This window comes from Luteibacter yeojuensis, from assembly GCF_000964085.1.
In the GTDB taxonomy this organism is placed as follows: Bacteria; Pseudomonadota; Gammaproteobacteria; order Xanthomonadales; family Rhodanobacteraceae; genus Luteibacter; species Luteibacter yeojuensis_A.
This window is the reverse complement of sequence record NZ_JZRB01000029.1, coordinates 26,182-48,892: the sequence shown is the minus strand read 5'-3', so window position 1 is coordinate 48,892 and position 22,711 is coordinate 26,182. Positions and strand designations below refer to the sequence as shown.

At 64.3% G+C, this 22,711-nt stretch carries 17 protein-coding genes and 2 pseudogenes; 10 read left to right on the top strand and 9 right to left on the bottom strand.

The window, feature by feature from the left end:
• Positions 1-11 precede the first annotated feature (11 nt).
• Positions 12-704, bottom strand: coding sequence for an AfsR/SARP family transcriptional regulator (locus VI08_RS13750; protein WP_198148952.1), 693 nt, complete (start codon positions 702-704; stop codon positions 12-14).
• Between the two features lie 170 nt (positions 705-874).
• The gene (locus tag VI08_RS13745; protein ID WP_045830166.1) at positions 875-1,918 is read right to left on the bottom strand and encodes an alpha/beta fold hydrolase; all 1,044 of its coding nucleotides are present in this window, start codon (positions 1,916-1,918) and stop codon (positions 875-877) included.
• A gap of 139 nt (positions 1,919-2,057) precedes the next feature.
• Here VI08_RS13745 and VI08_RS13740 point away from each other — a divergent pair, with 139 nt between their 5' ends.
• The 3 genes from VI08_RS13740 to VI08_RS13730 all read left to right on the top strand — a co-directional run bounded on the left by VI08_RS13740 (position 2,058) and on the right by VI08_RS13730 (position 6,934).
• Entirely contained in the window at positions 2,058-2,861 is an 804-nt protein-coding gene (locus VI08_RS13740) for a formyltransferase family protein (RefSeq protein WP_045830165.1), read from the top strand.
• A complete protein-coding gene (locus tag VI08_RS20970) occupies positions 2,858-3,667 on the top strand; it encodes a polysaccharide deacetylase family protein (RefSeq protein WP_052697942.1) in 810 nt (269 codons plus the stop codon). The genes VI08_RS13740 and VI08_RS20970 overlap by 4 nt, the downstream gene beginning before the upstream one ends.
• A 216-nt stretch (positions 3,668-3,883) precedes the next feature.
• Positions 3,884-6,934 (top strand): TonB-dependent receptor, encoded by a 3,051-nt coding sequence (locus tag VI08_RS13730; protein ID WP_332308644.1) that lies wholly within the window; start codon positions 3,884-3,886, stop codon positions 6,932-6,934.
• 14 nt (positions 6,935-6,948) lie between these two features.
• Here the strand turns inward: VI08_RS13730 and VI08_RS13725 are convergent, their stop codons facing one another.
• Positions 6,949-8,961 carry a TonB-dependent receptor family protein gene (locus VI08_RS13725; RefSeq protein ID WP_084621519.1) on the bottom strand — a complete coding sequence of 671 codons (2,013 nt, stop codon included), beginning with the start codon at positions 8,959-8,961 and terminating at the stop codon, positions 6,949-6,951.
• Positions 8,962-9,067: 106 nt separating this feature from the next.
• A pseudogene (locus VI08_RS21405) lies at positions 9,068-9,448 on the bottom strand (aldolase/citrate lyase family protein); the annotation flags it as partial.
• A gap of 210 nt (positions 9,449-9,658) precedes the next feature.
• Between VI08_RS21405 and VI08_RS13715 the strand changes: the two are divergent.
• On the top strand, positions 9,659-10,111 hold the full coding sequence (locus VI08_RS13715) for an aminoacyl-tRNA hydrolase (RefSeq protein ID WP_052697935.1): 453 nt from the start codon (positions 9,659-9,661) through the stop codon (positions 10,109-10,111).
• Between the two features lie 714 nt (positions 10,112-10,825).
• On the opposite strand, the gene VI08_RS13710 is transcribed toward VI08_RS13715, so the two are convergent.
• On the bottom strand, positions 10,826-11,932 hold the full coding sequence (locus tag VI08_RS13710; protein WP_045830163.1) for a catalase family protein: 1,107 nt from the start codon (positions 11,930-11,932) through the stop codon (positions 10,826-10,828).
• A 135-nt stretch (positions 11,933-12,067) separates the two neighbouring features.
• On the opposite strand from VI08_RS13710, the gene VI08_RS13705 reads away from it, so the two are divergent.
• From VI08_RS13705 to VI08_RS22590, 4 genes are all read left to right on the top strand, one after another.
• Positions 12,068-14,377 (top strand): FdhF/YdeP family oxidoreductase, encoded by a 2,310-nt coding sequence (locus VI08_RS13705; RefSeq protein ID WP_045830162.1) that lies wholly within the window; start codon positions 12,068-12,070, stop codon positions 14,375-14,377.
• 839 nt (positions 14,378-15,216) lie between these two features.
• Positions 15,217-17,037, top strand: coding sequence for a Mu transposase C-terminal domain-containing protein (locus tag VI08_RS13700; RefSeq protein WP_052697933.1), 1,821 nt, complete (start codon positions 15,217-15,219; stop codon positions 17,035-17,037).
• Complete coding sequence (locus VI08_RS13695; protein ID WP_045830161.1) at positions 17,030-17,956, top strand: TniB family NTP-binding protein; 927 nt, start codon at positions 17,030-17,032, stop codon at positions 17,954-17,956. The genes VI08_RS13700 and VI08_RS13695 overlap by 8 nt, the downstream gene beginning before the upstream one ends.
• On the top strand, positions 17,953-18,984 hold the full coding sequence (locus VI08_RS22590) for a TniQ family protein (RefSeq protein WP_084621510.1): 1,032 nt from the start codon (positions 17,953-17,955) through the stop codon (positions 18,982-18,984). Before VI08_RS13695 ends, VI08_RS22590 begins: the two co-directional genes overlap by 4 nt.
• On the opposite strand, the gene VI08_RS13685 is transcribed toward VI08_RS22590, so the two are convergent.
• Together VI08_RS13685 and VI08_RS13680 are read right to left on the bottom strand one after the other, a co-directional pair.
• Positions 18,978-19,364, bottom strand: a complete 387-nt coding sequence (locus tag VI08_RS13685) for a hypothetical protein (protein ID WP_045830159.1) — start codon at positions 19,362-19,364, stop codon at positions 18,978-18,980. The two genes, VI08_RS22590 and VI08_RS13685, sit on opposite strands and share 7 nt — an antisense overlap.
• A gap of 5 nt (positions 19,365-19,369) precedes the next feature.
• Positions 19,370-19,651, bottom strand: coding sequence for a helix-turn-helix domain-containing protein (locus tag VI08_RS13680; protein ID WP_045830204.1), 282 nt, complete (start codon positions 19,649-19,651; stop codon positions 19,370-19,372).
• Positions 19,652-19,818: 167 nt separating this feature from the next.
• Here VI08_RS13680 and VI08_RS13675 point away from each other — a divergent pair, with 167 nt between their 5' ends.
• Both VI08_RS13675 and VI08_RS13670 read left to right on the top strand, forming a co-directional pair.
• Positions 19,819-20,175, top strand: coding sequence for a hypothetical protein (locus tag VI08_RS13675; RefSeq protein WP_052697929.1), 357 nt, complete (start codon positions 19,819-19,821; stop codon positions 20,173-20,175).
• A 66-nt stretch (positions 20,176-20,241) separates the two neighbouring features.
• Positions 20,242-20,481 carry a DUF6216 family protein gene (locus VI08_RS13670; protein WP_045830158.1) on the top strand — a complete coding sequence of 80 codons (240 nt, stop codon included), beginning with the start codon at positions 20,242-20,244 and terminating at the stop codon, positions 20,479-20,481.
• A gap of 143 nt (positions 20,482-20,624) precedes the next feature.
• Here VI08_RS13670 and VI08_RS13665 read toward each other — a convergent pair whose 3' ends face one another.
• Positions 20,625-21,503: a CPBP family intramembrane glutamic endopeptidase gene (locus tag VI08_RS13665; protein ID WP_045830157.1), complete on the bottom strand. Its 879-nt coding sequence runs from the start codon at positions 21,501-21,503 to the stop codon at positions 20,625-20,627.
• A gap of 93 nt (positions 21,504-21,596) precedes the next feature.
• Positions 21,597-22,530, bottom strand: a pseudogene (locus tag VI08_RS22585) (NAD(P)-dependent oxidoreductase).
• Positions 22,531-22,711 lie beyond the last annotated feature (181 nt).

Sequence of the window (22,711 nt, the reverse complement as noted above, 5' to 3'; positions counted from 1 at the left end):
CCACGGCAACGCTAACAGCCACCCCGGCCGAGACCGACGACGCGCTCCGCTAGCGCCGGATCCGGCTCGACGCCCAACTCACGGTCAAGCCGCTCGGCGAGTGAACGAAAGCACCGCACCGCGTCGTACCGGTTGCGCTGCGCCAGGTGCGCGTCGATGAGGGCTTCCGCGGCCGATTCCCGCAAGGGATCCGCGGCAATCGCGGCCGCGCCGGCCTGGATCGCCAGGGCGAGCTGGCCGGCAGCCAACATGCTCCGGCAGATCGCTTCGAGCGCCTGTACGCGCAGCAGGTGGAAGGCATCCTGCTCGGCAACGGCCCATTCTTCATACCACCCGGGCAGGATGTCGTTCGACAACAAGGCGATATCGCCAAGGGCCACGGAATCGCCCGCGAGGGCACGCGCGGCGACCCCATGTGCCGTCGCGAGGTCGCAGGTGGCGTCAAGGCCAAGCTCATCGCCGAGTGCGCAGATCCAGCCAGCGGGAACGTGCCAGAGTGCGCGACGCAGGTTCGCACGCGCCGCATCGTCGGGCATGTCGGGCCAGAGCTGCGCCGCGGCCACGCCGCGTGGCATCGGCTGCCGCTTCAATGCCAGGTACGCAAGAAGGCGGCGGCCTGGAAGGGACAAGCGCATCACCGGAAAGACGCCCAAGCGCCCCAGGACTGATATGCTGCGCGTCATACTATCGGCGGTCGGTGTCATCACCATGCGCCTCCGCGGCGCGCGGTAGTGCCGCGCCGATCGTAAGCGGTGGATGAGGCAGCTGGCTTGGCGCACTTGCCGCGGCTGCGCGGTGGTTCGCCCCCAAGCGCAGGAACATACGCCTCGATGGCGCAGGGGGCGATATGACTTTCGTTCTACGGCCGTGTGGGCTACCGGGTGACCGTCGGCTGCGCCTCGGCATACGGGATACGTTTCACCCGGATGGATTCGACGAAGCGCCTGACTTCATCAATGACCAGCTCGGGCCGGTCCACGTGCACGTAGTGCTCGCTGCCCCTGGCGATGACGCGGCGACTCTGCGGCGAGAGCTGCCTCGTCTCCTCCTGCATGATGTTCCACACCTTGGCGTTGGCTGCGCCGACCTGCTCGGGCCAGTTCGGCGGCCGCGACGCCGGGTCGCGCGAAAAGATCAGGATGGGCAGGCGGGGGAAGGGGCCGGCGTGCACGGTTTCCTGGCCTGACCTGGGTTCGGCGTCAATCTCGGCCTCGATCGCGTCGAATTGCGACGGCGCGCAGTTGTAGGCGCGCACGATGGTCGCGAAGGCCTCGAAGCCGGATTGCACGGTGTCGCAATCGCCCCGCAGCCGGTACCACCCGATAGCCATCAGGAACTTCTGCCACGGCATGGCACGGCGCTGGTGCTCCTCGATGGCGACGACGCTTCGTGGCACCCGCTCATCCTGCAGCGGCGTCGCGCCGTCGACGAAGACCAGGCCGGCCAGGTCGCCCTCGTAATGGCTGGCGTAGCTCCGGAGGTAGATGCCGGCGATGGAGTGGCCCATGAGGATGAACGGCTTGCGGATGCCCGCCGCGGCGACCAGGTCGTGCAGCGCGGCCGAGAGCGTGTCGGCATCGTGGGGGCCGCCGGTCATTTCGCTGGAGCCAAAGCCGCTGCGATCGTATGAGCACACCCGGGTGACCTTCGACAGCTCGGGCTGCACCTTCTGCCAGCTGGTGAAATCATCGCCGAGGCCCGTGTCCAGCACGATCGCCGGCTCCCCCGAGCCGGTGCAGTAAATATGCATCGTGTGCCCGTGGATCTTGTAGAAGGCCCCGGGCACGTGTGCCTCGGCCAACCGGCGGTGCTGGGCGATGGTGTTGTAGATGGTGCCGGCAAGCACCACCAGGACGGTGACGGCCACCAGCGTGGCGGCGGTAAGCGCGAGGCGTGGGAGGACGGGTCGGCGGGCCATGGGGCTGAGCTTCGGCCATGGAGGCGGGGCGGCAGGAGTGCCATTTGGGCCATCCATGGCCGCGGCATAGTGCCTTCGACCAATCGCGCGCCCGGCGGGGCGGCGCGAGAATAGGGCGTCTCCAAACTGAGTGCGATCCATGCGCACCGTATTGATGTGCCATGCCGACGATGCCTTCGACCGCCAGGGCCTGGCGGCCTGGCTGGCGTCGTTTTCCGACCTGGCCGGCCTTGTCCTGATCGAGGAAACCGGCGAGCAGAAACGCGCGCGCGTGCGCCGCGAGCTCAAGCGGGTAGGGCCATGGCGCTTCCTGGATGTTCTTGCGATGCGGTTCTACTACCGGTTCCGGTTGGCGGCGGCCGACAACGCCTGGATGGGCGAGCGCCTTGGCGACCTTCGCGCGCGCTTCAACGATGTGGCGGGCGTGCCGGAACTACGGGTCTCCAGCGCCAATGCACCGGAGGTTGCCCGTTTCCTCGCCGCGTGCGAACCCGACCTCATGATCGCCCGCAGCAAGCAGCTTCTTTCGAAGCGGATCTACCGCGTGCCCCGGCACGGCTGCCTGGTGATGCACCCCGGCATCTGCCCCGAATACCGCAACGCCCATGGGTGCTTCTGGGCGCTGGCCGAGCGCGACCTCGACAAGGTGGGGCTCACGCTGTTGCGCATCGACGCCGGCATCGATACCGGTCCGATCTACGGCTACTACACCTATCCCTTCGACGAAGCGAACGAATCGCATGTGCGCGTGCAGTACCGTGTGGTGCTCGATAACCTCGATGCCCTGGCGCAGCGCATGCGCGACATCGTGGCGGGTACCGCGCGGCCGATCGATGTGGCGGGTCGCCCCAGTGGCGTCTGGGGCCAGCCGTGGCTTAGCCGCTACCTGCGCTGGAAACGTGCTGCCCGCACGGCGGCACCAGCTGCGGTGGCCGCCGAATGAGCCTCGTCAGCCTGATGTACCACGACGTGGTTTCCGACAGCCGTTGGGACGACAGCGGGTTCCTGGGCAGCGCGGCTGCGCACTACAAGCTCGATACCACCAACTTCCTTGCCCATCTTGACGGCCTTCGCGCTGTTGGCGCCACGTTTGCCGAGCCGGGAGCCGTGGCCGCCGGGCGCTACGAAGGTTGCCTGCTGACCTACGACGATGGCGGTGCGAGCGCGGTTGCCGTGGGCGAGGCCATGGTGGAGCGGGGAATGCGTGGATGTTTTTTCATCACAACAGCACGCATCGGCACGCCCGGCTTCGTCAGTGCCGACGACCTACGTGCGCTGCGCCGGGCAGGGCACCTGGTCGGCAGCCATTCGCACACGCATCCTGCGAACATTTCCCGGCTCGATGCGGCCGCGCTGCGAGATGAGTGGCGGCGTAGCGTGGAGGCGCTGGAGGACGTACTCGGTGAGCGCGTGCAGGTAGCGTCCGTGCCAGGTGGTTTCATGTCGAGGGCCGTACTAGAGGCGGCCGAGGCTTCCGGCATTCGTACCTTGTTCACGTCGGAACCCACCACGCGCGCATGGCGCCGCGGTGGCTGCGCAGTTTTGGGGCGTTACGCCCTGGTGCAGGCCGATGCGCCTGCGGTGGCCATGGCACTTGCCGGCGCCGGCGGCGGTGCCCGGTTCAAGCAGTGGGCCAAGTGGAATGTGAAGAAGCCGCTTAAACGATGGGCCGGCCCTCCCTATCGTTTCGTGCGTGAACGGCTGTTGCACCAGCGATTTGGGGCGCCCCGCGACTCCGCCGGCATGTAGCTGCTGCCATCGGCACCCCCTGGCTTCTTGAGACGCGGTACGCACTAATAGCCCCAGATTCACAACTCTCCGTTGCGCTCCCGCAAACTGCGTGGTATCCGATAGTAACTCTCCGAATATTCGGAGAGGTGCCAACACGCACGTCAGGCCGTCGGTACCGCGTAGGGGGCGTGGGCCGGTCCAGGGGTTTATCCGGGGGTTCACCGTATGTCATCCATGCGCCATGCCATGCCTTGCCGCGCGCGCGTTATCGCCGCGGCCATCGCAGTCGCCTTGCTGGGCATCGAAAGCCCGGCAGTATTCGCCCAGTCCACGGTCGGCACCATCAGCGGCGCGGCGCCCGCGGCGGCCGGGGAATCCGTTCGCGTGGAAAACCCGGGTTCCGGTTTCAGCCGCGACGTGCCCGTGGACGAGCGTGGCCGCTTCACGGCCGCATCGCTTCCCATCGGCATCTACCGCGTGACGTTGCTTCGCGATGGCAAGCCTGTCGAAACCCGTGACAACATCCAGCTGCGCGTGGGCACGACGACGCAAGTGTCCTTCGCCGAAGCCAGCTCGGCCGCAGGCCCTTCGACGGAAAACCTCGCCGCGGTAACCGTCTCGGCCAATGCCATCCCGGCGATCGATACGACCAGCGTGGACTCACGTTCCGTCGTCACGGCCACCGAGCTGGCCAAGTTGCCCGTCGCCCGTAGTGCCGAATCCGTCGCCCTGTTGGCCCCGGGCACGGTGGCTGGCAATCCCGCGTTCGGCGGTGTCGCCTTCAGCGGCTCGTCGGTCGCGGAGAACGCCTATTACATCAACGGATTCAACACCTCGAACCCACTGACCAACTTGGGTGGCACGCAGCTTCCGTATGGCGCCATCGATCAGCAGGAAACCCTGACCGCGGGTTACGGTCCGCAATATGGGCGCTCCGACGGTGGTGTGATCAGCCAGGTGGGCAAGCATGGCACCAACGAGTGGCACTTCGGCGCACAGATCCAGTGGCTGCCGCGCTCACTGCGCGCGGGGCCGGCGAATAGTTACTACGTCCAGGGCAAGCGAAAGGGCGAGCTCTACGACTACAACCGCGAGGACAAGAGCTGGTCGGAGATCATCAACGGATACGGCGGCGGCGCGCTGATCAAGGACAAACTGTTCTTCTATGCCGCGTACGAGGTCGAACGGCAACAGGGCAGCAGCATCGGCAGCATCGACGGCCCCTACGAGACCGAATACCGCTACCGTGATCCGCGCTGGTACGCCAAGGTCGACTGGAACATCACCGACAATCACATCCTCGAATTCACCGGGGTGTCGAGCAAGCAGTCCTACCAGGCCAACCAGTTCTTCTACGACTACGATAGCAAGACCGAAGGCGCCTTCCGCGCGCAGTCGTCGCCCACGAAGACGTCGACCGACATCGGCATCGTGAAGTACACCGGCTACCTGACCGACGACCTCACGTTGAGCGCGATGTACGGCAAGCTGAAGAACAAGAACTACACCCAGTACCCTGGCTACGACGCCGACCAGGTATTCATCAGCGGGGCGAGCAACCAGAACCCGGCCTTGAATGGCGGCGTGCCGCTTCCCGGGTCGCAGCCGTTTGGGTATTTGAACGATCCCTCCGCCGCCAACCGCACGCGCAACCTGCGCATCGACCTGAGCGAGCACCTGGGGGACCACACCATCAGCGCCGGCATCGACAACCAGGTGGCGGTGGCCACCGACCAGGGCTCGATCGTGTCCGGTCCCGATGGCGGCTACTGGTGGATCTACACCAATGCCTCGGGCGACCCGACGGCGCCCATCGACATCCAGAACGGGGTGCCGGCGCCGGTTGGCTACCCCGGCGGCGAGGACGGCTATTACGTCTCGCGCTACCGTTATCGCGCGGTGGCCTCGGCCCAGACCACGCAGCGGGCGCAGTACATCGAGGACGCGTGGCAGGTCAGCGACCGCTTCCTCCTGAAGCTGGGCCTGCGCAACGATCAGTTCACCAACTACAACACCGATCACAAAGCGTACATCCGCCAGACCAAGCCGCAGTGGGCGCCGCGTGTCGGATTCGCCTGGGACGTCGGCGGCGATGCCAGCTTCAAGGTCTTCGGCAACGTGGGACGCTACTACCTCGCGCTGCCGAACTCGGTGGCCATTCGCGGTGCCGGTGGCAACCTGTTCACCAACGAGTACTTCACCTACACCGGCATCAACGCCGATGGCACGCCAAGTGGCCTGACGGCCCTGCCGCCGGGTCACGCCGTCGCCGGCAGTGCCGCGGCATTGACCGGCGCGGCGCCGGATCCGGAGACGGTGACGGCGCGGCACCTGAAGGCCGAATTCCAGGATGAATACGTGCTGGGCTTCCAGCACCAGTGGGGGCCGGAGTGGGTTTACGGCGTGAAGGGCGTGGTGCGCAACCTGCGCAACGCGCTGGACGATGTATGCGACGTGGGGACCATCCAGGCGGCCGCCCGCGCGCAAGGCGTGGACACCGACGCGCTCAGCGATGCCAACCCCAGTTGCTACATCTTCAACCCGGGCAAGGCCTCCGACTTCACGCTGCTTACCGACGATGGCGCGCGCCACAACGTGCACGTCACCAACGACGATTTCGGCTTTCCGCATCTGAAGCGCAAGTACGCCGGCCTGGAGTTCACGCTCGAGCACCCGTTCGACGGCACGTGGTACGGCTCGTTCAACTACGTCTACTCGCACAGCTTCGGTAACACCGAGGGCCCGGTGCGATCGGATATCCGGCAGTCCGACATCGCCGCAACGACGTCGTGGGATTACTCGTCGCTGATGGTGTATTCCAACGGCGACCAGGCCAACGACCAGCGCCATCAGTTCAAATTCAATGGCTACTGGCAGATGGCGTCGGAATGGCTGCTGGGCGCGAACCTCGCCGTCGTGTCGGGCCTGCCCAAGGGCTGCCTGGGCGCCTTTGGTGGCCCTGATCTACCGCCAGAGGATCGCGACCCGTCCGGCTACGGCAAGACCTCGTACTACTTCTGCGATGGCCGTCCCGAGCCGCCGGGCCGCGCTGGACGCACGCCGTGGCAATACACGTTGTCGGGCAACCTGGAGTACCGTCCGGAATGGGCAGGGAAGAAACTCGCTTTCAACCTCTACGTGTTCAACATCCTCAATAAACAACGCCCGATCCAGTACGACTCCGGTTACGGCAGCACCAACGATGTTCCGGTGGATTCGTACCAACGCGTCGTCTACCGCCAGCAGCCGCGTTACGTTCGTGTCGCCGTCTCGTACGATTTCTGAGATGTCGCTTGCGCTTAGAAAGCCAGCTCCACCCCTGCGGTGAAGGTGCGGCCCGGTGCGGGCTCGCGACCCCAGGGGCTGGTGTCGATGCCGCGGAAGTAGTAGCGGTGGTCGGCGAGGTTGTTCACGGCCAGCGTGCCCTTCAGGGTGCTGGTTTTTTCGCGCAGGAAGACGTGGCTCACCTGTGCGTTCCACACCGCGTAGGAGGGCAGGGGGCCGATCGAGGCGATGGCGTTCTCCACCGGCGTGTTCGCCGCGTCGGTGAACGCCTTGCTGAAGTAGTAGCCGTTCACCGCGAGCGTGGTCTCGCCGAGATCGTAGGATGCGCCCACGTTGTATTGGTTACGCGAGGTATACGGCACGCGCTGGCCGGCGTATTGCCCGGATTCCTGCTTCGCATCGAGATAGGCGTAGCCGAGATCGAACTTCAGCGCCTTCACCGGCGACCACTCGAACTGCGCTTCGACACCCTGGTGGCGCGTCTTGCCCAGGTTGCCGTAGGTACGCGTGGTGTTGTCCAGCGCGATCTGCTTGTCGAAGTCGATACGGTAGGCATCCACGTTGAGGCTGGTACCTTCGGCCGGGAAGAATCGCATGCCCGCTTCGTAGTTCCAGGCCAGTTCCGAATCCAGGTTGTCGCCGAACACGATCTGCGTCACCTGCGGCGCGCGCAGCGAGCGCTGCGCATCGGCATAGACGTACCAGCGCGGCGATACCTTGAAGCCCACCGTGAGGCCGGGCAGGCTGTTGCGGATATTGTTTTGCGTGGTGCGGCCCGTGGCCAGGTCGTGGTAATCCGAGTCCAGGTGCTCGAAGCGCACGCCCGGCGTCACCGTCAGGCGATCGTCCATGAAACCGATGGCATCGCTGACATAGGCGGCGAACGCACGATCCCTGAACTTCCAGTTGCGCGCGAGGGTGTAGACGCCGTTATCCAGCCCCGTGTTGCCGACAAGGAAGTCGATATCCTCGCGCTCGGCGCGCACGCCCAGGGTCCATTGCTGGCTCACGGCGCCGTCGATGCGCAGCGACAGGCGTGGCTCCGTGCCGTACACGCTGAACCCTCGCGGCGCGCTCTGGCGCAGCTGCGGCGGGAGGTCGGGGCTCCACGTCTGCGTGGAGGCCCGGCGCATGCCAACGACGAAATTGCGCGTGCTCTCGGCGCCGAACGTCGTCCAGTCGAACTGCGAACTGTCGAACAGCGCCCACGCCCCAAGGTCCTGCTGGTAGGTAACAGCGCTGCGCGTGGTGCGCCCGGTGAATTCATCCAGCGGGCGTGTCGCATCGCGGGGGTTATCGCGGTAATCGGCCACCGACAAGGCACCCGCGAGATCCATGTTGGCCACGTAGCGGCCGATCTCGGCCTTCAGCACCTTGTCATCGGCCAGCCACCACTCGGTGCGCAGGCGCACGTTTTTCACGTCGGTATCGCTGTGGTCGCGCCAGTACTGGCCCTTCAGCCAGTCCGCATCCATTTGCACGCCGAAATCCGGCGTGAGGTAGCCGCCGGTGCTCACCGACGAGTCCTTTAGGAATTTGCCCTTGCCACCCGCCGTCACTTTCTCGCCAAGCACGGTGGTCCAGGTTTCCGGGATGGGCTTGCTTACCAGGTTGATCACGCCGCCTACGTTGTTCGGGCCGTACTGCACGGCGGCGCCGCCGCGCACGATGTCGATGCGGTCGATCTGGTTCATCGTCACGGGGAAAAGCGACAGGCTCGTCTGGCCGTACGGGGCAAGCGAGAGCGGTATGCCATCCTCGAGCACCTGCACGCGGCCACTGCGGCTCTCGTAAAGGCCGCGCAACATGATCTGCGGCAGCACACCGGTGCCGGTCTCGTCGAAGATCTTCACGCCTGGCACGTGCTGCAGGGCGTCGTCCAGCGAGCGGTAGGCGCCGGTGTCGAGGTCCTTGCGCGCGATGACCTGGCGGCTGCCCGCGTAGGTGCGCACGTCTTCGGTGCGCGATGCACCCAGCACATTGCCCTGCACGGTAATAGCCTGCAGGTCGCTCGCTTTCTGGCGCATGGCCTGGTCGTCGTCCGCGGCACGGAGGGCGGTGGCGGGCAGGGCACAGGCGATGGCCAGGCTCAAGGCAAGCAGGCGGGGGGTGTCACGCACGGGTCGATCCTTCAGGGTTAACGGGTTCAAGTTCACGCCGGCGGCTGCGCCGGGCGGCCAGCAGCACGCCGCGGTTGATGCCGCGGGTGCCCAGGGCCGGAAAGTGCGCGGCCTGCACCGCGGCGTGGGCCTGCTCGGCGGTCTCCGGTCGTGGGATGACGATGCCCCTGGCACCGGCGTCGAGCACCCGGCCGATCAGCTTTGCATCGACCTCCGGCACCCGCACTCATGGCTCGTAACCACCGAGCTCGCAAGCCCGGATGACATGTTGCAGATCGCCTGGTGAGAGGAGCACATGCTCCAGATCAAGCACGGCAAAGCCAAAGCCGGCGGCCCCGAACATCTCGCAGAGCAGGGCTGAGGGCACCGAATTGAGAATACCCACCGAGGCCATTGGCATTGCCCGCGCGTAAAAAGCGGACGATATAGCGAACGCGAATCATTCGCAATAAGGTGATGGGCATTTTGTGATGTAGCGACCAGGGTGGTCTCAATGTTGGTTGCGCGGGTGGCGAACTTAGCATCGATTGCGGGTACTGGACTGGATAAATTCCAGCGTCCGGCTAATGTACGGAACGACACACTGCCGGGAAGGCCATACGCCATGGAACTTGCTCTCGAAGACGACATCCTGCAGCTGCTTGAAGAGCGCAAGCGCACGATGGCTGAGTTCCACGCCGGTTATCGGCCCCTGAACATGTATGTCATCTGCCGTGCCGATCTGGAAATGAGTCCGGGGAAGCTGGCGGCTCAGTGCGGTCATGCGTTCACCAGTGCTTACGAGAAAGCCTTGATGCAACGTCCCGAGGTCACGGGGGAATACAAGGGCACCGGTGAGGGCACCAAGCTCGTCATGTATGCAAAAAGCCTAACCACTCTGGTTCGTGCTTACCGTGACCTCCAGAAGGCAGAGCTGCCCCATCACCTGGTTATTGATCGCGGGCACAAAGTTCCGCCTCACTTCACCGGCGAGCCGACTGTGACGGCGCTCGGTGTTGGTCCGGTATATCGCGATGAGGTTGAGGTCATCATGAAGCGTTATACGATGATCAAGTGATGCTGCTTGCGGGCGATGTCAGCCCAAAACTGAAGCGTCTCGGCCTAACTTTGGCGACCGCAACCGAGGTTCAGGGCGGGGCGTTGGCATGCATAGTCAATCCGGTTGAGTTGCTGGCCAGGCGTTCGATTTGAGGCCTAGTTTCTGGCGCCAATGTCGGAACCTAGTTAAAGATGTCCATCGTTGATGACACTTAAATGTGTCATCAATTCATAGGCTTATCAATCTATCCGCCCCGGGATCGGCAGATAATCCAGCCTAAGAGGACGTCTTTAAGGGAGGGGAGCGGCGACGAGGACATTCTTAAGCCGTGTATCCCAACTCAAGCAATTGCAGCTTGACCCTTCCAGGCAGCAATAGGCGCCGACTAGCCAGCGTCGATGAAAATCAGGTGACGGCCGACGGTAGAGTGCGGCATCGTGCGCTAGCGCGTGTCAGTGGCGGCTAGGGTCGGCGACGCCAAGCGTCACGGGAGTTACCAGCGCTTTGTCACACCGCAACCATCGATCGCACCTTCACTTCACCAGAAGGCCTTGCGAGCATGGTCCAGCGACGCATTGGTACAGCGCAGCCTCACCGTCGTTAGGCCACAGGGACGTCCTAGGTCCTTCCAGCAGGCGTCCGCCGGCAGGTAGCCTGTCGATGCCGTATATCCCTGACCATGGTCAGCCTGGCCGAGAAGATTTGTTAACGGCTGCGGACGCGTTTGAGGCGTTACGTCGCGAGCAGGTCATTAAGCGACGTGGGCTCCCGCACAGGCGTGCCATTGCGCTCGCGCCGGATGCGGGCCATGGTTTCGTATGCGACTCGGCGCGCTCGCATCACGCCACCGAGCGGCTGGTGTGCGGCTAGGGCATGCCAGGGATTAAACGACGTGGCGGCGTCGATGGCGCGGATGTTCTGCTCGTCCCATGCGGCTTGCGGCGGCACGGTAAGGGTGCCGACGACACGGTAGGGGCTGTGGTCCTCCGGCCAAGGCACAGACGCGTCTTCAACGGGCATTTTCTCGGTATCGGTCATGAGCTGCGCTCGGATTTCCCACGTGCCGCCTGTTTCGCGGAAGAAGTCCACGACCGCTTCCCGCAACCCGTCGGGCCGATCCTTCAGGTCGACCGGTGCATCGGTCAATGCCGTCAGCGCCGGCGAGATGGGGGCAAACGAGATCTTGGCAACGTAGTCGCCAAAGCGCAGCGGGACCTGCGTGAAGAACGTCTCGCCGAGGATATGCGTTTCGGGGTGCCCGCCCATGGTCAGGAGTGCCGGGCTCTTTCCGCCAACGCCCTCGACCGCTTTCTCCACCACGCGCAGCGTCGATGACAACGCACGCTTGAGCACCTCGCCCTTGTCCGTGGTCGCTGCAAGCAGCTTAAGCGAGCGCAGGAAGCTCTTGGCGTCGGGCTTGGCGAAGGCCGGGCCATTCACCATGACAAAATCCTGGGTACGCCCTTCCATCGACGCGGCTACGCGCTCTCCATCTACCCCGATGATTTTCACGGCCATGCCTCGCGGCAGCGACACGTTGTCGTCGAGTACGTCACCGGCAGGTGTCGAAAGCCTAATCACGGCGTCATACGTGCCAGGGCTTGCAAACAGCCCCTGCGCGAGTTCAGGCGGCAGGTGGTCGGGGATCGTCACCGACCCGATGAGCAACCCATGGCCCTTGGCGTGCACGCTGCGCAGGGCGTGGTGGCCGTGTGCGTAGGTGGTATCGCCGATTTTCTCCAACTGCTCGACAAGACCGGCGTGCACACTCACCTCGTCATCGTCGATATGTTCAAGGGCGGGCGAGTAACGGACGGGGGATGCTGGCTGGGGCGTCATGGGTGCGCTCTGGCTAAGTTTCCCCCATTGCGACGTGATGGGAGTCGTCGTGCCGTGAACGCGCCGTGGGTGAATGCGGACGCCGGGGCGACGCGACGGCCGGGATGATGAGATCTTTCATGCGGGGCATTGGCCATGGCGGATGACGGGCGAGACGAGCAGCCAGAAGAACACGTTTCTGGCGGATGGGGCTCCGTGTCGGGCATGGCCAAGGTCTTCGCGCGGGAACGGCCAGACCATACGTTGTCCACGCTCTGGCGCCAGAACAAGGCGCGTGGTTTCATGTGCACGTCGTGCGCCTGGGGAAAGCCCGCCCACACCCATGCGTTCGAATTCTGCGAGAACGGCGCCAAGTCCACCATCTGGGAACTCACCAGCGACCGCTGTACGCCAGAGTTCTTCAGCGCACATACCCTTACCGAACTGCGTACATGGGCCGACTACGACCTTGAAATGACCGGTCGCCTCACCGAACCCATGCGTTACGCCACGGACAGCGACACCTATGTCCGGTGCAGCTGGGAAGAGGCATTTGACGGTATCAGGGAGCACCTTCGCGCGCTCCAGGCGCCCGAGGCCGTGTTCTACGCTTCCGGTAAGGCATCGCTGGAGGCGTCATATCTCTATGCCTTGCTTGCCCGTGTGTATGGAAACAACAATCTCCCTGATAGCTCGAACATGTGCCACGAGACGACATCGGTAGGGCTGAAGAAGGTCATCGGTTCGCCGGTCGGCACCTGCGTGCTGGAGGACTTCGAGCACTGCGACGCTATCTTCTATTTCGGCCAGAACCCCGGTACCAACAGCCCGCGCTTCCTCCATCCGCTCCAGGAGGCCGTCAAGCGCGGGTGCAAGATCATCACGTTCAACCCCGTGCGGGAGGCTGGCCTGCTGCACTTCATCAATCCGCAGAACCCACTGCAGATGGTGACCCAAACGCCGACCGAGCTCTCGCACATGTATCTTCAGGTGCGCCCCGGGGGCGACATCTCGGCGCTCATGGGCATGTGCAAGCGCGTGTTCCACCGCGACGAGGCAGAGCGAGCCGCCGGCAGGGAGGGCATCCTCGACCAGGCCTTCATTGAGCAACACACCGCGGGCATCGACGCGTTCCGGCAAGCCGCTGAAACGGCGTCGTGGGACGCGATCGAGGCGCACTCGGGGTTGGCACGGGCTGACCTCGAGGCGGCTGCCGATGTCTACTGCGAAGCCAGCAACGTCATCGGCGTATATGGCATGGGCCTTACGCAGCACGTGCACGGGTCGCAGAGCATCGGCATGCTGGTGAACCTCCTGCTCCTGCGTGGAAACCTCGGGCGCGAGGGCGCGGGTATTTCACCAGTCCGCGGCCATTCCAATGTCCAGGGCCAGCGAACGGTGGGTATCTCGGAAAAGCCCGAACTCGTGCCGCTCGACAAGCTTGCCGAGATGTTCGCCTTCGACCCGCCTCGCAAGAAGGGCCGCACCACGGTCGAAGTGTGCGAAGGGGTCCGGGATGGCTCGGTCCGCGCCTTCGTCAGTTTGGGTGGAAATTTTGTCCGTGCTATCCCTGAGCAAAACGCGATGGAGAATGCCTGGAAGGAACTGGCGCTTACCGTCTACGTTGCCACGAAGCTCAACCGCAGTCATCTCGTCCACGGCAAGGCCAGCTATCTTCTCCCGTGCCTTGCACGCTCGGAGCAGGACATGCAAGGCGGCGTCCCCCAGGCCGTGTCCATCGAAGACAGCTTCAGCCACATACACGGGTCGATGGGCCACGCAACGCCGGCAAGCCCGCACCTGCGCTCGGAGCCATCGATTGTCGCCGGCATTGCCGCTGCGGTGCTGCCTTCGCATCCCAAGCGTCCTTGGCTGATCTGGGGCGCCGACTACAGCCGCGTGCGCACCCTGATCGAAGAGACCTATCCAGAGATGTTCCGCGACTACGAGGCGCGGATGTTCCACAAGGGTGGCTTCTACCGCGGCAACCCTGCCCATGAGCGCAAGTGGGAAACACCGAGCGGCAAGGCAGAGTTCACGACGCCGACGGTCTCGTCAGCACTTGGCGTCGGCGACGCGCCAGGTCGTTTCCATCTCATCACGATGCGATCCAACGACCAGTTCAATACGACTATCTACGGCTTCAGCGACCGCCTGCGCGGGCTTGAAGGTTCGCGTGCCATCGTATTGATGAACCGACAGGACGTGGCTGATCAGGGCCTGGAGGCAGGCGACGTCGTCGCGTTGGCCAGCGACGCCGGTGACGGAGTGGAACGCGAAGTCGATGGACTGACCGTCACTGTCTTCGACCTGCCCAGGGGGTGTGTGGGTGGCTACTATCCCGAAATGAATCCGCTGGTGCCGCTCTGGTATCACGACCAGGCATCGAAGACACCCGCGGCGAAAGGCGTGCCGGTGCGCGTACGCCGAAGCGCGCGCGCGGCACCCTTAACGGAAGTCGTCTAGTCACTGATCGCGGATGCAGGCCTGCGCACGCATTGACCCATGGAAGGGTTCCGGGCTCCGGTAGATCACAGTTCTGCGCATCCTCTGACCGTGACCACGAGAGCGCCACTCATGCTGCAGAGGAGGGCGATAGGCCCTACATCCGTCTGATTGGGCGACGCGCCTTGTCCAGAACTATGACGGTCCCGAGCGCCGTCCTCGCGGTGACGAAGGGCTGCCGCAAGCCGATGCAAACGGGGGGGGATGACATCCTTTGACGGCTGCCCGGTCGTCCGCCTCGCACCGTTCGTGTGCTGCCAATCACGAGCTAAGGACAAACTCGGCTTGCTGGCATAAATGACTCGCAGCCATCACAGGCGGATGCATCGCCCGGGAAGAGCCTCGTCAGCATGTGAACGTCCACGGGGGAGTGTGGCCATGCCCGGAGAAAAAGCACTTATGTCCGTATCGTATACATAATACGGAACAATATCAGACACTTACGACGACTTGGCGATTGCATCGCGTGAGGCGGTATGCGACGCTGGGCGGGGGGGCGAGCCATGCATGCTTCCCCCATCACCCGTGGACGTCGGGCCCTTGCCTGCCCGTCCACCTCTATCACCTGCCCAAGGAGCCGTTAGCGCCTACTTTCTCGCTTCCGGGCGTCCGAAAAGCACAATGCCCCCGTATGACCAGTACGGGGGCATTGCAAGGCACAGCGGTTTGAGCAGTTGCTGCCCCTGCATTGTGGAGTGCCCTCCTTCCCCCTGTCAACCGATTTCGGCCGTGTTCTACGTGCCGAACGGGCAGGTCTGTTTCCAAGAAACCCGTGCCGGAAGGCGCGGAGGAGTCCACTTGTGTCCAAAAAAACCCTAAACACGCCCAATTTGCCGGCGTCGCCCATCCTTGTGCAGGCAGCCTGCTGGCTGGATCCCCATCAGGTCGTCTTCGTCGACGACGAGGTGTGCATCATCGAAGCCCGACTCGGCCCAGCCATGCTGAGGGTCCTGAACGTAAAGACCCAGGCCACCAGCGAGGTGAGTATCGCCCGGGTCAAGCCGCTACGGCCCCACCGGTCCGGGACCAAGGACGACGCGGTGTCCCCGGAGGAACGCGAGCGGTCCCAATCGCTCAATTTGCACCTGCAGCCGTATGTGAACCAGCGCACGGTGTCCATGGCTGTCACGCGAGCAATCGCACAGGCCTATGGCGTCGGAACACGTCAGGTGCGCCGCTACCTGGCGGCCTTTCGTCGTGAGCCTCGCGCGGCCAACCTCGTGAGGGGTAAGCGCGGCCGGGCGACCGGCACGCGGCGGCTACCTGAGCCTATCGAGCGGATCATCCAGCATGTCATTGCCAAGCATTACAGCCGGCGAGAAAAGGTCACCAAGCAGGAAGTGATTGATCGCGTCGCGGCCCTCTGCCGACGCCGGGGACTATCACCTCCCCACAGCGGCTCGGTGCTTTTGCGTCTTCGTGACGCCGAAGGCTATGCGCTCTCGGTCAAGCGCGAAGGCCGCAAGCAAGCCCGGCAGCGCTGGGAGCCTCGCTTGGGATGCATCGGAGACCTTCGGCCGCTGCAGGTGATACAGATTGACCATACGCGTGTCGACCTGATCCTACTCAGCGACGACCGCCTGACAGAGATTGGCCGTCCTTGGCTGACGCTGGCGATCGACGTGGCCACACGGGTGGTCGTCGGCTTCTATGTGTCGATGAGCGCACCTTCGTCGGTGTCTGTGTCGATGTGTCTTAGCCACGCGGTCTTGCCCAAGCTCGAACACGGCGTCGACGGGATCGACTATCCCGTGTTCGGGTATCTGGAGGAGGTTCGCGCGGACAATGCCAAGGAGCTAAGCGGCCCCACGCTCAAGCAGGGCTGCGCCGAGCATGGGATCGCCTTGAAGTGGCGCCCGCTCGGCAAGGCGCACTACGGCGGCCACATCGAACGGCTGAACGGCACACTCATGCGGATGGTGCACACCGTGCCCGGCACGACGTTCAGTAACGTGGCACAACGGAAGGACTATCCAAGCGAAGCGAAGGCGATCCTGACGCTGGAGGAGTTCCGGCAGTGGCTCACGCGACAGATTTGCCTGCGCTACCACACGCGTGTGCACCGGGGGCTGGGCGTGCCGCCGCTTGTCGCATGGCAGCGTTACTGGCAGGCGCAAGCCGAGCAGGGCGTTTACCCGCGTGTGCCGATCGACCCGGCGATGTTCTATGTCGACTTTCTTCCTCTTGTCGAACGGGTCATTCAGCGCGGCGGTGTGCACGTCGATAACCGACGCTATTGGCACCAGGCGCTTGCCGCATCGATGAACCAATCGGTCTCCGTGCGCGTGGATCCGCGCGACCGGGGAAGCATCTGGGTCACCACCCCCGACGGCGGTCGCGTGCAGGCGCTGATGGTCGCCGAGGATGGCCGCCAGGTCGCTATGACTGCGGCCGAACGCTCGTACGCCATGAGCCTGCACGACCGCGCTTTCGAGGTAAGCGATGCCATCGTTCGGGAGGCTAAGCGGCAGAAGTATCAAGCCCGACGCAGCGACGCCACCCCCTCTTCGACCAAGCCTTCCGCCTCAACGGCCGACGAAGCTGCAGCGCCGTCATGGACTGACGCGGATATCCAGCTCGCCCTGCAAAGCCCCTTGTCGGCGGAGAACGATCATGGCTAAGCCGGCAATCATCCAGCTTCCCGAGTTCGCACATCTGGACCCTGATGTGGTGCCGTTGTTGGCCCTGCCAACCGCCGAACGGGTGAGGTCGATGTCGCGCGATTTCTTCATCAAGTATCCCTCGGTGATGCAGGCCTTCGAGCACGTGGACTTCATGCTGAAATCCGAACCTTCCGAACGTGCCGATGGGCTGTTGATCTGGGGCGACTCAGGGCAGGGCAAGTCCTCGATCGCGTGGGCGATGATCCGCCGCTACGCCGCCCGCCAGGCCACCGAGACGAAGGCGGCGAAGATGGCGCCGCTCTATATCGACCTGACGTCCGTCAAGGACGCCAATGAGATATTCATCCGTCTGCTCGAACAGATCGGCCATCCTATCCGTGGTCGGCTGCTTGCGGAGAAACGGCGTTCCGCGTTCATCGAGGCGATCAAAGCATCCGATATCGACCTCATCATCATTGATGAGCTTCAGGATCTCCTGGCGGCCACCGAGACGCAGAAAACGAACTGCCTTCACGCCATTCGCTACATCATGAACCACTCCAAGCGGACAGTAGTGCTGATGGGCAACGGGTTGGCCCAGAGCACGCTCAATGCCGATCCCCATCTGGCCGCGCGTTACGACACATTGCACTTGCCAGCTTGGAAGGCGGGACCTGAGCTCGCACGGTTGCTGGACGCGATCATGCGTATGTACCCGCTGAGGCGTCGCTCCCAGGTGACCTCGATGGCGGCCATGAAATGTCTGGTGGGCATCACGCGCGGCAACCTGCGTGAGATGCGGCGGCGGTTGTCGCGCGCGGCGATGCTGGCGGTGGAGGACGAAACCGAATCGGTGAGCATGGCCACGTTGGAGCGCTCGATCAATGAGTTTCCTCGCTCGCTGGTGGGAGAGGATGTACACGGAGCGAACCGATGAGTTCGGGCGGCGTGGAACGCTGGACCATTCCCGGCCCCGGGCCCGACGAAAGCCTCGAGTCGGTTATCGAGCGTGCGGATCGCTACTACCAAGGCTGGCTGACCGGACTGGGGCGCCGACTGGACGTGCGACCGGCGACGTCGGGCGCCGGCGAAGGCTCAGCTGCCGCCCCGGCGAGCACGGCAGACATAAGGGCCCTTGCGAGTCGGCTCGATGTCCCTGCCGTCAAGCTGCTGGGCCACCGCTTGAGCGGCGGACCCGAGCACTTGGAGCCCCATCAGCGACGGGCCTTCTGCGCCTGTTGCTGGGCGGCGGATGACCGCCTGGGGCGCCCGCGTGCGTTCAGGCGCGCGTGGGCAAACATCTGGTGCCTGACCTGTCCGGTGCACGGTATGCCGCTTAGCTGGTGCCACGCCGCTCCCGGGCTGGAAAGCCCCGAGGAGATCATCGCGCGCTGGGGGATCGACCGCGACGATCCTGCCGTCACGGCGCAGCTTTCAGCTGTCCAGTGCCTGCTGGACCTGTGCGCGACGCGACCCAGGTTCAGGCGGGAGGTCCAGCTCATGGCGGCGGTGGTGAGTGATAACTGGGCGCCCATCGCCTCACCCTCCCTCATGGAAGGCTTCCAGCGCCCGGGGGCGCTGGCCCGGTGGCTCGTGCCAGTGCGTCGCCGGGGCCCGGCGCTGCGCTCGCCCTTGGACGCTCTGAAACGACTGGGCCACCCAGGTGCCCGGCGTGCCGCCATGGCGGCGGTGGCGACAAGTCTGACGCCGTCGACGGGGCCCTCACTACCCCATGGATTGCCGTATCGCCCGTTCGAGGTATGGGACATGCAATGGCAACAAGCATCACCCCACTACGCGCGTCGGCAGCGTCGCTTCTACGCCTACCTTCGGACCCTAGCCAGTGCATGGTGGGGTCCACAGCATGTTCCTGCCTTGCATCCGGTGACCGCTCCCTTGGAGCGCTGGGCTCGGCGTCGCTCACCGATGATCGGAGCGCGCCGGACCGAAGGCTCGGCTCAGTAAATGCCGTGCGCCGTACGCCGTATAGCCGTGACCAGGACGCGCCGATGGGCGGGTCGCATGACGTCGGCCAGCGGGAAACCCCGCGGACCGCCGCGCATGGCCAGGGGGGTCGCCAACCAGCGCCGCGTGGGAGCGATATCACCGAAAAGCGCGTGGGCACGCACTGTCACGCCCAGCACCCGCAGCAGGCTCTGGGTCGCCCGCCGGGAGGGTTGCCGGCGGGGCAGACGGCGCAGAGCTGGGGGCAGCGCCGCCTGCGGCAGGCCCAACGCGCGCACGATGTCCCGATGGAAGGCACCGTCCGAATCCTCGAGCAGACGACGGCGCAGCGCCCTGCGATCGGCCAGCGGTTGGTCCGTCAGCAGGTCCAGGACGGCCATGGGGCTCATGGGGGCGATCCCGGCTTCGGCTCGATGTCAGCCAGCAACCGATCCTTCTGCCGGGCGCTGAGCTGATCGAAGGCAAGGATGGCGCGAGCCAGACGTTCGTCGGTGGCGAAAAGGTAGGCCAGCGGCACCTGCAGGCACTGCGCGAGGCGCTGGGCGGTGGCCACGTCCGGCGCATGCACGCCCAGCTCATAGCGATTGACCCGGGCGCTGGCCACGAATGGATCCAGCCCGGCCAGGATGCCCAGCTCGCGCTGGGAAAGCTCACGCTTGATACGCATGGTCTTCAGGCGCTCCTGGAAGATCTGCCGGATGTCAGGATCGCGGGGCACAGGGCAACCACACAGGACGGGCCCATGAGGTTGCTGCCTTTGGCTTTGAGCCGATACTACGAATATCGTAGTATCGAAGCAAGGCGGGTCCGCCCGGGGGCGGCCAGGAGCGTGCCATGGCGCTGCATATAACGGTTGCCGGGGAGGACAGCGTGACGTTCACGCTGGATGAGTCCATCAGCCAGGCGTGGCTACAGCAGCAGCTGCGCCGCGACTCGCCCGCCTCGCGCATCGACCTCGTCGACCGGCTGGCCGCATGCCTGACCACAAGCATGCTTCAATGCCTAGACGCCGATCTCGTGCCCCCGACAGCGTCGCAGATCATCTACGCCACCGACATTGCACGTGAGCTCGGGGTGTCGTTGCCTTACGAAGCGCTCCGCCATCGCAGCGCGATGAGCGAGTTTATCGGACGATACGTGGAGACCTTCCGTCACAGGCACACGCGTCGGGTAGGCGCCAAGGGCGACTGAGTCGCATCGCGTGCGCTAATTCCGTCGCCGCGGACGAAAAGCGATGTCCCCGTATGAGGACGTTGCATGTTCGATCTTTTGACCGCCAACGGCGACACGCTGCTGAAATTCGTCAACGCCGCATGGATTGCGTCGCTGGTCATCTGGCTCTGCCTTCGCGCGCGTTCGTCACACGTGCTGGTCTCGCGGATCTGGCGCGCGATGCAAGGGAAACACCGCAGCGGCGATCCGCTCGTGGCTCGCGGATTGGAGCGCAGGAATGCGCTGGTCCAGTTCCGCGTGAGACGAGGGGTGCATCAAGTTTAGGAGATACAGCGCAGCCGCAGCAAAGGATTGCCTCGAGATGGAGCGATGCGCCTGATACAGAGGCGGTGCCAGCCCATGAGCTAGATCACCGGGAAGGGCCCCTCGCCACAACGTCGCGGCCACATCGCGACGGTCTGCTTGGCTCAGACGGACGCATAGATCCTCGAGCGTACGCGGTCGATTCGGGATTGCCGCACGACCAGCCCAGCGGCGGTAAGAGCTACCGTGAGCGCCAAACCAGCCCCGAATTCGCCCGTCAGCCAAGGTGCCCTTCCGTTGGTTGCCGTCGCCGCGTCGAGGACTCCCTGGACCAGCGTGTTGTGCACCGCATGCAGCAGCACACAGGGCCACACGCTGCCCGAGGCGAGACGGATCCACGCCATGATGACGCCCAGGCCCACCACCATTGTCGTGAAGCAGGCCATCTCGTAGACCGGAGAAGTATGGGCGTTATACGTGGACCCCAACAGGCTAGGGTAGTGCCACACCGCCCACAGCAATCCCGTGCAAAGGCCGGTGCCAAGCAACCCCATTCGCTCAGCCACGCGTGGAACCAGGAAACCTCGCCAGCCCAATTCCTCGCCGAGGGTCCAGGCAACGGTGCCCATGACCACCCAAATCATCGTCGTGGGCACACCGAACCAGAGTGCGAATCCGCTACCGGTACCTTGCAAGTGATAAGTCCCGACGAACGGGCTGGCGAAGGCTTGCCAGGTAAAGGCACTGGGAACCACAAGCCAGACAGCGAGATAGACCGGCACGGCGTAGACCACAGGAAAGATATATGCGTAGCCCAAGAACCGGCCCGCGGGCCATGCCCAGCCAAGGGAGGCCACTGGAATGCGGCAGGTCAGACAGGCGGCAAGCGCGGCCAAGCCCGGGCACCACATGATCATCCGCGAGGTCATCGGCGGCTGCGAGCCCAAATGCACGATAAGTGCGGAGACCGGTGCGCTGAACACGATCAGCCACAGCAAAAACCAAAGGATCTGACGGCTGGCGTAGCGACGGGCAGGACACATGGCGGGCCTCCGGTGAGCTGGATAGATCGAATGAGGAGCCCGCCACCCGGTCGAACCGACGGCCAGGACCAGGATTGACGAGGACAAGCGTGGTCAGGTGATCTCGTTCATCGGCTCGCCGCCATCGAGCCAACTCTTTAGATTTCTCGATGCTGCTTCCGCTAACCGCCTACGCGCGCGATCGGAAACGCCCCCGACACGCGGAGTCAACATGACGTTGGGCACGCCCTGCCAGCGCTCGGGCGGCGTCGGCTCATCGGCGAAGACGTCCAATGCCGCGCCAGAAAGGTCGCCGCATCGAAGGGCAGCAATGAGCGCATCTTCATCGATTACTTTGCCGCGGGTGATATTCACCAGCGTACCGGAACTCCCCAGTGCCGCGATGATGCGGTGGTCGATGAGGCCGATGGCGTCGCCGCTCGTGGCAACCAAAAAGCATACTCGACCATGAAGCTAGCTTTTCCAAGTCCGCATGATAGGGCCAAGGCGACGCTTTCTCACGCGGTCCCCACCATGCGATCTGACCTCCAAAAACCGCAAGTTTACGCGCGATTCGCTCGCCGATGTGGCCTAGCCCCACGATCCCGAAACAGTGGGACGAAAGCGCACGGCGCACCGGCGGCGATGCATCAGCACGCCACTCGCCGCGGCGGATCCACTGGTCCAACGGGTTCAGACGGTGCACCATCGCAAGAGTCAACGCGACTGCATGATCGGCCACGTCGTCGCTGTGCGCATCGCCAGCGTTGAGCACCCGAACGCCCTGCTCGCGTGCGCGCGTCACATCGATCTTGTCGAGCCCTGCGCCTGGCACCACGATAACCTCCAGACAGGGCAAGCAGTCGATCAGGCCGGCGGGGACCTCGGTACCAAAGACGATCCTCACGCGGGAGCCCTCAGCCCTCAGCCACGCCGCAGGGTCCGGTAGGTCAGGTAGAACGATGCGTTCGAAACGGTCGCCTACTTCATCAGCAATCAAGGAGGCCGACCCACCCGAGGACAGCAAGAGGTATGGTTTCGACGTCATAGTAAATCTCGGCCTCGATGGGGAAAACAACGGACTGTCAGCCTGCCTCCAGACGACGAAGCGATCTGTGAATGCCACCGATAGCAACCGTCACCACAGGCTATATGGTCGGTTCTTGCGGCACTATTCGCGTTTCCAGACGGACTAGGCAGGCTTGCAATCGATTGCCCATGTGCGTCGC

Excerpts from the sequence above, each read along its gene's own strand:
- VI08_RS13750 (WP_198148952.1), bottom strand. The coding sequence starts at position 704 with ATGACACCGACCGCCGATAGTATGACGCGCAGCATATCAGTCCTGGGG.
- VI08_RS13745 (WP_045830166.1), bottom strand. The coding sequence starts at position 1,918 with ATGGCCCGCCGACCCGTCCTCCCACGCCTCGCGCTTACCGCCGCCACG.
- VI08_RS13740 (WP_045830165.1), top strand. The coding sequence starts at position 2,058 with ATGCGCACCGTATTGATGTGCCATGCCGACGATGCCTTCGACCGCCAG.
- VI08_RS20970 (WP_052697942.1), top strand. The coding sequence starts at position 2,858 with ATGAGCCTCGTCAGCCTGATGTACCACGACGTGGTTTCCGACAGCCGT.
- VI08_RS13730 (WP_332308644.1), top strand. The coding sequence starts at position 3,884 with ATGCGCCATGCCATGCCTTGCCGCGCGCGCGTTATCGCCGCGGCCATC.
- VI08_RS13725 (WP_084621519.1), bottom strand. The coding sequence starts at position 8,961 with ATGCGCCAGAAAGCGAGCGACCTGCAGGCTATTACCGTGCAGGGCAAT.
- VI08_RS13715 (WP_052697935.1), top strand. The coding sequence starts at position 9,659 with ATGGAACTTGCTCTCGAAGACGACATCCTGCAGCTGCTTGAAGAGCGC.
- VI08_RS13710 (WP_045830163.1), bottom strand. The coding sequence starts at position 11,932 with ATGACGCCCCAGCCAGCATCCCCCGTCCGTTACTCGCCCGCCCTTGAA.
- VI08_RS13705 (WP_045830162.1), top strand. The coding sequence starts at position 12,068 with ATGGCGGATGACGGGCGAGACGAGCAGCCAGAAGAACACGTTTCTGGC.
- VI08_RS13695 (WP_045830161.1), top strand. The coding sequence starts at position 17,030 with ATGGCTAAGCCGGCAATCATCCAGCTTCCCGAGTTCGCACATCTGGAC.
- VI08_RS22590 (WP_084621510.1), top strand. The coding sequence starts at position 17,953 with ATGAGTTCGGGCGGCGTGGAACGCTGGACCATTCCCGGCCCCGGGCCC.
- VI08_RS13685 (WP_045830159.1), bottom strand. The coding sequence starts at position 19,364 with ATGGCCGTCCTGGACCTGCTGACGGACCAACCGCTGGCCGATCGCAGG.
- VI08_RS13680 (WP_045830204.1), bottom strand. The coding sequence starts at position 19,651 with ATGCGTATCAAGCGTGAGCTTTCCCAGCGCGAGCTGGGCATCCTGGCC.
- VI08_RS13675 (WP_052697929.1), top strand. The coding sequence starts at position 19,819 with ATGGCGCTGCATATAACGGTTGCCGGGGAGGACAGCGTGACGTTCACG.
- VI08_RS13670 (WP_045830158.1), top strand. The coding sequence starts at position 20,242 with ATGTTCGATCTTTTGACCGCCAACGGCGACACGCTGCTGAAATTCGTC.
- VI08_RS13665 (WP_045830157.1), bottom strand. The coding sequence starts at position 21,503 with ATGTGTCCTGCCCGTCGCTACGCCAGCCGTCAGATCCTTTGGTTTTTG.